At 43.7% G+C, this 11,063-nt stretch carries 10 protein-coding genes and 1 pseudogene; 6 read left to right on the top strand and 5 right to left on the bottom strand.

Annotated elements, in window-relative coordinates:
- Positions 1-363: 363 nt before the first annotated feature.
- From QT990_RS34445 to acpP, 3 genes are all read right to left on the bottom strand, one after another.
- Entirely contained in the window at positions 364-720 is a 357-nt protein-coding gene (locus tag QT990_RS34445; RefSeq protein WP_333101778.1) for a hypothetical protein, read from the bottom strand.
- 122 nt (positions 721-842) lie between these two features.
- Positions 843-1,316, bottom strand: coding sequence for a hypothetical protein (locus QT990_RS34440; protein WP_333147641.1), 474 nt, complete (start codon positions 1,314-1,316; stop codon positions 843-845).
- Positions 1,317-1,518: 202 nt separating this feature from the next.
- Positions 1,519-1,749 (bottom strand): acyl carrier protein, encoded by a 231-nt coding sequence (gene acpP / locus QT990_RS34435; RefSeq protein ID WP_333283457.1) that lies wholly within the window; start codon positions 1,747-1,749, stop codon positions 1,519-1,521.
- 1,441 nt (positions 1,750-3,190) lie between these two features.
- On the opposite strand from acpP, the gene QT990_RS34430 reads away from it, so the two are divergent.
- Together QT990_RS34430 and QT990_RS34425 are read left to right on the top strand one after the other, a co-directional pair.
- A complete protein-coding gene (locus tag QT990_RS34430) occupies positions 3,191-5,797 on the top strand; it encodes a dynamin family protein (protein WP_333306531.1) in 2,607 nt (868 codons plus the stop codon).
- 79 nt (positions 5,798-5,876) lie between these two features.
- Positions 5,877-6,821 (top strand): fructosamine kinase family protein, encoded by a 945-nt coding sequence (locus QT990_RS34425; RefSeq protein WP_333306533.1) that lies wholly within the window; start codon positions 5,877-5,879, stop codon positions 6,819-6,821.
- A gap of 73 nt (positions 6,822-6,894) precedes the next feature.
- Here QT990_RS34425 and QT990_RS34420 read toward each other — a convergent pair whose 3' ends face one another.
- A complete protein-coding gene (locus QT990_RS34420; protein ID WP_333306534.1) occupies positions 6,895-8,595 on the bottom strand; it encodes an ABC-F family ATP-binding cassette domain-containing protein in 1,701 nt (566 codons plus the stop codon).
- A 361-nt stretch (positions 8,596-8,956) separates the two neighbouring features.
- Between QT990_RS34420 and QT990_RS34415 the strand changes: the two are divergent.
- From QT990_RS34415 to QT990_RS34400, 4 genes and pseudogenes are all read left to right on the top strand, one after another.
- Positions 8,957-9,372 (top strand): annotated as a pseudogene (locus QT990_RS34415) (element excision factor XisH family protein).
- Entirely contained in the window at positions 9,360-9,728 is a 369-nt protein-coding gene (locus tag QT990_RS34410) for a XisI protein (RefSeq protein ID WP_333147650.1), read from the top strand. Before QT990_RS34415 ends, QT990_RS34410 begins: the two are co-directional and overlap by 13 nt.
- Before the next feature lie 89 nt (positions 9,729-9,817).
- A complete protein-coding gene (locus tag QT990_RS34405) occupies positions 9,818-10,192 on the top strand; it encodes a DUF433 domain-containing protein (protein ID WP_333147652.1) in 375 nt (124 codons plus the stop codon).
- Positions 10,192-10,584 (top strand): ACP S-malonyltransferase, encoded by a 393-nt coding sequence (locus QT990_RS34400; protein WP_333147654.1) that lies wholly within the window; start codon positions 10,192-10,194, stop codon positions 10,582-10,584. The genes QT990_RS34405 and QT990_RS34400 overlap by 1 nt, the downstream gene beginning before the upstream one ends.
- A gap of 181 nt (positions 10,585-10,765) precedes the next feature.
- On the opposite strand, the gene QT990_RS35955 is transcribed toward QT990_RS34400, so the two are convergent.
- Positions 10,766-10,924, bottom strand: coding sequence for a hypothetical protein (locus QT990_RS35955; protein WP_445252095.1), 159 nt, complete (start codon positions 10,922-10,924; stop codon positions 10,766-10,768).
- Positions 10,925-11,063 lie beyond the last annotated feature (139 nt).

Below are 11,063 nucleotides of genomic sequence, written 5' to 3'. Positions count from 1 at the left end.
TGAGAGGGATGAAGCTGAGGCGTACTAATAGACCGAGGGCTTGACCTCTCTTTCTACATGGTGATGATGATGACTTATTTCTCTGCAGTCTTCAGGGTTTTTTACCCTTCTAGTTTTTCGGTCTCTACACAGACGCACTGCCACCAATCCGATTCCATCCTCAACTCGGTTGTTAAATCCCCATGTGGCGAAGATATTTGGCGGGTCACTGCCTGAGAAAATAGATCGATGCCTGGGATTTTATAATAAGATAAAGCCTCTTTCTGATATCAAGAAAAGGGCCTTGTTTGTTGAGATGATTAAACAAAAAATAGAGAAAGGATACCGATCTGGGTTGTTGTTATGTTTATCTCTTTGCTGAGACTAATCTTGATTGTTCATATCTTCATGTTTGTTTACTTCTCTCAATTTACGACCCAAATATTTAGCTCCTCTACGACCGACAAACTTAGCTCCTGCTGATAAAATGCTTTGATCCTGTTCATGAGAATTGTTTGGGTTTTGGGGTTGTTGTTTGTCTCTCCCAAAACTAGCAATAAATTCAAAAGCTGTTATCAAGCCTACTAGCAATATTAGAACGACCAAAAATATCGACATCAGCAATAATCCCAGCAATAGTACAGCACCCTTACCCTTCAGACTAACCAAGATGATGGTGATAATGTTCTCCCACCAAGAACAGCCCCAGCGTCCACAAAATTCTGCCAAAATTAGTTGCATTAGATTTTTACTCCTTAAACTGTATGTCCCTAACTTTTTTGTTCTAACCGCGCTTCGTGCTTTCTTCAAGAGAAGAGCCGATCGCACTTTGGTAGAAATAGCAATCGCCCTGGTAAATTTAGCTAAGTATCAATCACTTTGGCTAAAGAAGGTGGTGCTGGTGGAGACTGAGAGGGTCGGGAAATATAGCTCAGTTTAGGACGACAAGCTTCTATAATTTCGTTCCGAAACTGGTTGATTTTATCATTTTTTGCACAAAACAGAATCAGATTATTTCTACTTGTATAAATGACAATATAACGCTGTTTTACAACAAAAGCCAACACAATAAATATAATACCAATGAAGAAGAAACCGAGGGTTAAAATTCCGAGTCCGAGCAGCCACCAAGTACAGCCTTCCCCAATTTCAACTGCTTTGACATTTTGAATGGGAATGACAATTTCTTTGATTTCTAAGCCAAAAAATGAAGTGAAATTTCCTTGTAAGGTGTCCCCAATAATTTTAAGAGTTCCAGTTCCACTGGTTCGGAGTGGAACTGCACCGACTAATTGACCGGGAAGACCGCTGATTTGTGTAACTGATTTAGACTTCATTTTCTTTGATTATTGTTGTACTAAAAATGACATGGCTCGTACAGAATTTGTTTTCCGCTGTGCCTGAGTTCTTGGTAGGGAAACGGCAGTGCTGTGTACCTACACCGATCGCTCTTCTGAGTTGGTATTACATTAAACCTTTAAGTCTTTCTAGTGCTTTTTTCTGTTTCAGGAATTTGAACTTGGTTACTGTCTTTGCTTTTTAAACAGCAACTTTTTTGTAAATGTAATCAACAGCCTGTTGAACCGTTTCTATGTTCTCCGCAGCTTCATCGGGAATTTCAATGTCGAATTCCTCCTCGATCGCCATGATTAGCTCTACTGCATCGAGAGAATCGGCTCCTAAATTATTGGCAAAATTAGCGTTGATGGTGACTTCACTTGCATCAACTTCTAGTTGCTTGGCAACAACGGCTTTGACTTTTTCATAAATTTGTTGCTTAACCTTATGGCTTGGGGAAGATTCTGCAACAACGGTAGGAGTAGCGGTATCAGTTGTAGTTCGATCGGCATCTAATTCTAATTCCTCTTCCGATTCATCTCGGACTCTGAAGTAGTAAAAGAGATTAGCAACAGCAAAATCAGAGGCTTTTTCCAAATTCGACGCTACTAAACTTTTATGACCCGTTATTTGCCCTTGCTTAATGATATAATCTTCATAATTTTCACGTCGCTGCCGATCGAGCATCCATTCCAGTTGAGTGCGAAGCGCATAAAAATGAGACTTCGGCCGCAAATTTTCATAAAATAACTGTTCGTCTGGGATTGCTAAAGCTGTTGCGGCTGAGTTTTTCTCCACCTTAACAGCCGAGTCAGATTTATTAAAATCAGCACTTTGCAACTGCTTTAACTCACTTGGCGGCAAAGATTTAATCCATTCAATCTGATGAAGCCAAATGTCTAATGCGGCTAAATCGTGATTGTGAATTCGCGTAATTTCAGGAAAAAGAAAGTCAAGCTCTTCGTCTGAGTCACAACAGTCTATAATACCGAGGCCGTCTTGACGGATTTTTTGTTGCAGTTGAGAAATCCGATCGCCCGCAGCACCAAATTCATTCTGCACCTGATACGTGCCGATAATACTTTGCTCGATCGCCCAACCGCACTCTAATCGGCGCAACTGTCCCGCCGCACAGGTTTCTGCCAACAAATGCGGGTTTCTGTAATCGGCTAAAGCTTCAAACAACATCCCCCGCGCCGCATCAATTTCAGCATTGCGGCGGTTGATATCTTCCAGTCGCAAAGCCGATCGCATTCGTTGAATTGCTTGATTAAATAACCCGTAAGCCTGCACTAAGACTAAACGGTGGTTCTCAAATTTTATATCTGCAACAACTTCGGAAATTAATTGCTTAATTTCCGCACCTTGGCCTTTCAAAAGTTGTTCTAAATTGATGAAACCGTTTTCTACTTTAACTTCCAGCTTTTCAACTGCTTTTTTTAGTTTCAATGTCTGGTGCAAATTCACCGCCGACAAGGCTACCCCGGCGAAAGTTCCAACACCAATGACGGCTGTTGTCGCTTGCAGCACGCCCAAACTGGCTTGGACGGCTTGAAAGCCCATGTGCATTTGCTGCATCTGCAAGCCGCCCATAACAAGCTGCATGGGAGAGACTAAGGGGGAGAGAGGGCTATTGTTGAGGGCCGCGCCGACGGCATGGGCCGCAAACTGTCCCGTCGCTGCATCTCTCGCCATGCCGATCGGCACTCCAGCAGATGTAAACACTTGTGCGTACTTGCCAGCCTCGATCGCAGCCTGTACCGCTGCGGGAAATACAAAGTTCATCATCAATTTTTACCCTGGTAGCAAACCACAGAATAACTAATATATTATGATAGTTTAAATAAAAAAAAATTATCACTACGCCCTGCAAATGGACACTTCGCTAATTAGTCCGCAAACGGTTGAGCTTGTTTCGCTGCTGACTGGGCAAAAACTACGAAAAGAGGATATTACTCCGCCTCTGCTTTTTCTGGCGGCGCTAGTGACGGTATTGTTGGGAGTCATTCATGCCGACGGTACGGTAAGTGCTGAGGAAAAGCAGCGATTGCGGACAACTTTTACGGAACTTATCCCCGCTAACAACAGTTTGCGCCCATTGGTAATGCCGATGGTTAAGAGCGTGCAAGACCGGCAAGTTTACAATAAAGTGACGGCGTTGCTGGCGCTGACAGCGTGTTTTTCTGAGGAGGAAAAACTACTGCTGATTAGTTTTGGGTATCAAATGTCGGCGGCAGATGGGACAATAGACGATCGCGAAAAACAGTATTTGCAAAACATCGCCAACAGACTCGGAATTGCTGGGCGATTTTTGACTGTTTTGGAAGCGAGTTTTAGCAATCAAGCAATCAGCGATACAGCAACTTTAGCAGAAGTCCACTCGTTACTCGCTCCAGCACAATTTCAATCTCTCGATTCTATGTTTGTCCGTGCTGCTAGTCACATTATCCAACATTTGCCAGCCAAACCGAAACAGCAAAAAAATCACAAAAATTCAGTCTCGTCCTATCAGGAGTTGAAAAATTTTCAGGAGTATCGGCAACAACTGGATGCTGTTTGTGGAAAACTAGGTTTAACCCTGCGAGATGGAAGCGATCGCAACGTGCTATCTCCTAATTTAACAGAAGAAGTAACAAAGATATCTCGTAAATTGCAATCTCAATGTTTCCGCGTGGCTGTTGTCGGCGAGTTTAGTAAAGGCAAATCAACTTTACTCAATGCTTTGCTGGGCGAAGAAATTCAACCCGTGCGGGATATTCCCTGTAGCGGTACGGTAACGGTTTTGAAACACGGGCTACATCAGCGGGTAATTTGCAAATACAACGATGGACGCGAAGAGGAGATTTCACCTGAGCAATATAAAGATAAAGCATCGATTTCTGAGGAAGCTGCTTTAGGTTCTGTTGGAGATGAAATTGTCAATTCCGAAATCAAAGAAATCATTTTCGAGCATCCGAATCTCGAATTGTGTACCAATGGTGTAGAAATTATTGATACTCCCGGATTGAACGAACAAGCGGAACGCACGTTAGTCACCGAACAGGTTCTCAAAACAACTGATGCGGTGATTTTTTTGACTCACGCTCAAAATGCTTTGACAGAAAAAGAGCGAGAACTCCTGTTGTACTTGAAAAAAGAGTTGAATCAGGGTAAAGATAATGAAGCTGCGAGAAATATTTTTGTTTTAGTTAATTTTGCCGATTTGCTGCGCCGGGAAGGAAGCGGAAAGCAGGTAAGAGAAAAGGTAGAAAGGTTTGTTAAAAATCACAATTTTATTGTGGGTGAAAACCGGATTCATTTTATTTCGGCTCAATCTGCACTTGAGGCAATTTTGGACGGAACGGAAAATGAGTATGTGAAATCTTTTCAGGATTTTACTAAATCTATGGAAGAGTTTTTGACAGTTGAACGGGGGGCGATCGCTCTTCAGCAATCTGCCGCCGGAATTAAGCAAATTATTAATACTGGCTGCGATGAATTGAGTCAATATAGGGAAATGTTAGAAGGAAATTTGACAGTTTCTCAAGGAGATAAGGCGAAGATTTTTGAACAAATGGCGGAAGCAAGCGGCCGCGATGTTAAGATTAGAATTTTAGCTAATGAACTGAGGGAGGAAGCTGTAGGAGAAGCTATTGAATCTTGGAATGAATGGGCGGAAGGATTGGGCGAGCGCCTCGCTACAAAAAGTAATAAATGGACTTCGGAGCATAATCATATTTTGAGCCAAGACAAATTAATTCTAAATTATGCTAATCAATTTGTGTTGGAACTAACACAAGAAATTGATATCTGGATCGAGCAAAAATTGCAGTTTATAGTAAAACAAAAAATAGAAAATTTAGAATTAAAAATTAAAGAAGAGATTTATGCAATCCGACAAGAGTTTCAAGAATTCGATCGGCGACTTAGCACTAGCCTTGTTACTCAATTCAAGAACTTAGGAATAGCAGAAAAGTTGGATAGAATTGGTATCGGTGGACTAGATATCGCTCCCTCAATCGACTCAGATATTGGAGGTGCTGGAGGTTTTTTGGGTGGTTTAGGTCTTGGTGGAGCCGTCGCGGCTATATTGCTGGCGTTTACAGGACTTGGTATTATTCCAGTAATTTTAGGGGGATTAGCGAGTGCTGCGGGTGGCTCATTTGGGTTCGGATGGCTAGATGTTGATGGAATTCATGTTCAGATTAAGCAAAAAGTCTTTGAGTTAGGGTTTAAGAAGTTCGACGAATCTTCGCAGTCGATTTTTGATAAGATACACGAAAGAATTATTGCAGTATTTGAAGAAAGAGTTGAGACGAGTAGCGGTGCTATCGCACAAGCAATGTCGCTGTGGGAAAATTTATTAGAACAGCAGGAAAAGCGCGATCGCCAAAATCAAGCAGAATGCGAGGTCCAAAAAGTTTGGCTGGCTGAAAAACGTCGGGAACTTCAAGAAATAGAAAGGCAAATTGAGGCAGTTTTAAATCAAAGTGCTGGATAATTTACCAAAGCTTGATTTGCGATATTTGTTACTCTAGCTGTTAAACTAATTACGATCGCACTAAACACGATTTCATGCTATGTGGGAGAAAATTGCCGCGCACATCTGTGAAACAGCCGGAGAAACATTTTCGATCGCCAATCGCCGTTCCGTCAGCGGTGGCTGCATCAATCAAGGCTATTCTATCAGCAGCAGTTCCCGCACTTACTTCGTGAAAATCAATCAAGCTTCCCAAGTCGCGATGTTTGAAGCAGAAGCGCTGGGTTTGCAGCAAATGCGGGAAACCCAGACGATTCGAGTACCTGAGCCGATTTGCTGGGGAACTGAGGGGAATTCCGCTTATATTGTGCTGGAATGGCTGGATTTGGGAAGTCGCGGGGGCGATCGAGCTTGGGAAGAAATGGGGCGAAAACTCGCCGAAATGCACAAATACACCCCCCCCAGCTCAGGGCGGGCACGGGGGCACCGCCCCTACACTTGGGGGGGAGAAGAGCTTGATTCTGCCTTGCTGAAGAGACGTTTTGGTTGGAGTGTTAATAATACGATCGGCTCAACTGTGCAAATTAATAATTGGACGGCCAATTGGGCAGAATTTTGGGCAGAACATCGGATTGGTTATCAGTTAAAATTGGCTAGGCGTCGGGGCGGTCATTTTCCGCAAGGGGAACGTTTATTAGAGATGATTCCTGAGTTGTTAGCAGGTTATGAACCTCAACCCTCGCTAGTTCACGGGGATTTGTGGGGGGGAAATGCGGGGGTGACATCTGCGGGGGAACCGGTCATTTTTGACCCAGCAACTTATTTGGGAGATAGAGAAGTTGATATCGCGATGACGGAGTTATTTGGCGGGTTTGCGCCGCAGTTTTATCGAGGATACAATCAGGTTTTGCCGTTGGATGGAGGCTACGAGCAGCGCAAAACTTTATATAATCTATATCACATTTTGAATCATTTTAATTTGTTTGGTGGGAGTTATGAGTCGCAGGCGAATCAGATTATTAATAGAATATGCGGTGAGAAATAGGGATTTTTTATTTCTCACCGCAGATGAACGCAGATGAACGCAGATGTAAGGTTTATCTACGACCGTTGCCGCTTTATTTTTGCTTAGCTGTTGCTTTTTTCTTCGCTTCTTTTTCAGCTTTTTTAGCCGCTTTTTCAGCTTCAAGTTTGGCGATTTTTGCTAGCTCTTTTTCTTCGGCTATTTTATCGAGATAGTAGTGGTAATCTCCCAAATAAGGGCGAAACTCTCCATCCCGGATTTCGACTATTTTGTTGGCGACTTGGGAGATGAAATAGCGATCGTGCGAAACGATAATTACGGTACCGTCATAATTCTGAATCGCTTCTTCCATCATCTCTTTCGCCGGAATGTCGAGGTGATTTGTCGGTTCGTCCAAAATCAGCAAATTCACGGGAGTCAACAGCATTTTTGCCAAAGCTAGGCGGGCTTTTTCGCCGCCGCTTAAAGCGCCAACCTGTTTGAATACTGTTTCGCCGGTAAACAAGAACCGCCCCAACAAAGTCCGAACTTCTTCATTTTTCCAGTCGGGTACTTCGTCGTGAATGGTTTCGATCACGCTTTTATTCAAATCTAAGGCTTCTGCCTGATTCTGTTCAAAGTAACCGGGGATGACGTTGTGGCCTCCCAATTTTACCGTACCTTCAGAAGGCTTTTCTAAACCCATAATCAGTCGTAGCAGGGTGGATTTGCCCGCGCCGTTGGGACCTAGAAAGGCTATACGATCGCCCCTTTCAATTAATAAGTCGGCTCCCAAAAATAGGATTTTTTCGCCGTAGGTGTGCACCAAATCTTCAATTATTGCTACTTCGCGGCCGCTGCGGGGTGCGGGGGGAAAGCGGAAATGCAAAGTTTTTAATCCGCCGGTGGGGGCTTCGATGCGTTCGATTTTGTCTAACTGTTTCTCGCGGCTTTTGGCTTGGGTGCTGCGAGTGGCGCTGGCGCGGAATTTTTCTACGAATGCTTGCTGTTTTTCGAGTTCTTTTTGCTGGCTTTCGTAGGCGCTGAGTTGGGCTTCTCTGGCTTCTGCTTTTTGCAGCAGGTAGGAGGAGTAGTTGCCGAGGTAGGTGCTGGAAACGCCGCGTTCGGTTTCGACGATTTGGGTGCAGAGCCGATCGAGAAATTCTCGGTCATGGGATACGATTACCATTGGGGTTGTCAGCCCTTTGAGGTATACTTCCAGCCATTCGATCGTTTCTAAGTCGAGGTGGTTGGTAGGTTCGTCTAACAGCAGGATGTCGGGTTTTTGGAGGAGAATTTTGCCCAAACTCATCCGCATTTGCCAGCCGCCGCTGAAGGCGCTGACTAATCGATCGCCATCTTCGGGTTCAAATCCGATTTCGGGCAGAATTTTCTCGATTTGGGCTTCTAAACCGTAGCCGTTTAAGCCTTCAAATTGCCGTTGCAGCCGATCCATTTTGTGGATCAGTTCGTCGAGATTTTCAGGGGAGGAGTTTTCCAAGTCTCGATGGACTTGCATCAGGGATTCGTGGACTTCGTTGGCTTCGCTGAAGGCGCGCCAAAATTCTTCTTTGACGGTGCGAGTTGGATCGACTTCAAATTCTTGGGAGAGGTAGGCGATGTGGAGGCTGGCGGGGCGAATGACTTCGCCTGCGGTGGGTTCTATTTCGCCGGCGATGATTTTGAGTTGGGTGGATTTACCGGCACCGTTAACGCCGACTAAGCCGATGCGATCGCCCGGTTTGACTTCCCAGGTGACATCTTTGAGTACGACGCCTGTGGGGTAAATTTTACTGATGTGTTCGAGTCGCAGCATTGTTGTAGGGACTGGGGAAGGGCAGGTTTAGCGGCGGATGGGATGCCGGCGCTGAGGTCGAGTTAATCTTAACAAATTTTAATTATATTTAGACAGTGGCAATATTTTTGATTTGGTGGGACTTACGCGAAGAAACCGGGTTTCTATGAAAAATCGCATATTCTCAACTAGAAATCTACGAATAAACCCGGTTTCTGGCCTCGACGTGGGTGCAGGACTATTTGGGTAGGGCGATCCTCTTCGAGGGCTTCGCTAACGGGCGATCGTGTTGTTTCAGATTGAATTTCTCGAATAATGGTTGAGACTTCTGCACATTATAAATAATAGTCAGTGTCAACCTCGATCGCAAAAGAGAGCGATCGTGCCAGCAAGAGACATTTATCATCAAGTTGTCAAACAGGCTCTCATTAAGGCTGGCTGGACAATTACCCACGATCCGTATACCTTGGCTTGGGCGAAGAGAAACCTATCGATCTTGGTGCCGAACAGCTATTAGTTGCTAAGAACAACGATCGCAAGATAGCCGTTGAAGTTAAAAGTTTGATCGGAGAGTCTAGAATTGCAGATTTAGAGCAAGCTTTGGGTCAATATACTCTTTACTATGACATCTTAAAACGGACGGAATCAGAAAGACAACTGTATCTGGCAATTCCACTAAATGCTTTTACAGAGCTTTGTGAAGGAGAAAATTTGGGTCAGATATTGCTAGATAATAACCGTCTAAATTTGGTTGTTTTCAACCAAAAAATAGAGGAAATAGTACAATGGATAGCTTAAATAATTATCGCAAACTTGTTAAGCAGCTCCTTACTGAATACGCTGAGATTCCCGTTTTTGACAGTAGAACCCAAAATGAAATAATTTTTGATTTGGAAAATGACCGCTATATGTTAATAAATATAGGTTGGTTTAACGAGCAGCGCATTCACCATTGCGTGATTCATATTGATATTATTGACTCTCAGGTGTGGATTCAAGCAAATAATACCGATCGCCTGATTGCTGAGGAGTTAGTTGCAGCGGGAGTTCCGGCTAAATCAATTGTTTTGGGGCTTCAACCGCCTGATGTTAGACCTCATACTGCTTATGGAGTGCCTTCTAGGGAGCAGCAGCGAGAATCTTTGAAAGTATGATGGAGTGGAAGGGATTTGAATTGGAGGGCGAGAATTTATGAGTCGATACAGTAAGGTAAAATGAAGATAATCGCTTAAAGGTTACAACTATGACTTCGGTATCAAGCGGAAAATCAACCATTATTCGCACCGAGCGCGGACTCACGATCGCAGGTACGCGGATTACACTTTATCAACTCATGGATTACATCTGCGCTGGCTATCCACCCAAGCTAATCCACAATCAGTTTTACATAACCGACGAACAATTCAACGCAGCAATGTCCTATATTGAAGCAAATCGTACTGAAGTAGAGGCAGAGTATCAAATAGTTTTGCAACAGGCAGAAGAAATCCGGCAGTATTGGGAAGATCGCAATCGCGATCGACTCGCTCAGATTGCAGGAATGCCGCCAAAGCCCGATCGAGAGGCAGCTTGGGCAAAACTTCAGGCACGAAAAGCTAGACTTGCTGTATCAAGCTGATGATTTTTATAATTGACCATAATATTGAGGGGCAAGCTCTCATGCTTTTTGGCAGCATAACTGCCGGAGGTTGGCTTGATTTACTATCGATTCGCTTCGTGATTTTTGAAGAAGTTCAGTTACCAATTAATAGTAGCGATCGAATAGTTTGGCGATTTGCTCAAGACAACCAGATGATTCTGCTGACAGCAAATCGCAGTATGAAAGGAACAGATTCGTTAGAGCAAGTTATTCGTGAAGAAAGTTCACCAACTTCGCTACCTGTTGTTACTCTCGGAAACATCGATCGAGTGGCTGAGCGTGACTATCGGGAGCAATGTGTCGATCGCTTGATTGAGCTTGTACTTTACATCGAAAACTATATAGGAGTTGGTCGGATTTTCATTCCTTAACACTGTCGGCTTTAAGGGACGATTGAGCGATCGGGCTTTTTATTATTTGTTAAGGGCGATCGCGCTTCAAAAACCTTTAAAGCAGGCGATGGGAGAAGGTTGTAGAAAGGTGAGGGTGATGAGGTGCGAGCGCTTTTAGGAGTGAAGGGGCGATCGTAATTCAAGGGCGTGTTTTTTACTATCAGGGACTTGGTGAAGGGCTAGGTGATGAAATTAACTCACCATTTTTCCAATTTCCTGATTTACGAGTGCCATCAGAATATATAATTATTCCTAAACCGTTGGCCTTGTCATTCTGCCACTGCCCTTCAAAGCGATTGCCATTAGCCCATGTGTATATTCCATAGCCATAATATTTTCCATAAAGCCAATTCCCGGAATAACGATCGCCATTAGACCAAACAGGGTAAGCTCATCTAATTTAGTATAAATTGTACTTGACAAAAAGACAAATATAAAAAATGTGGTATTTACGTATT

This window comes from Microcoleus sp. T3_B1 (assembly GCF_036700445.1).
In the GTDB taxonomy this organism is placed as follows: Bacteria; Cyanobacteriota; Cyanobacteriia; order Cyanobacteriales; family Microcoleaceae; genus Microcoleus.
Note: the sequence above shows the minus strand (reverse complement) of the source record. Positions and strands in the feature narration are given on the sequence as shown.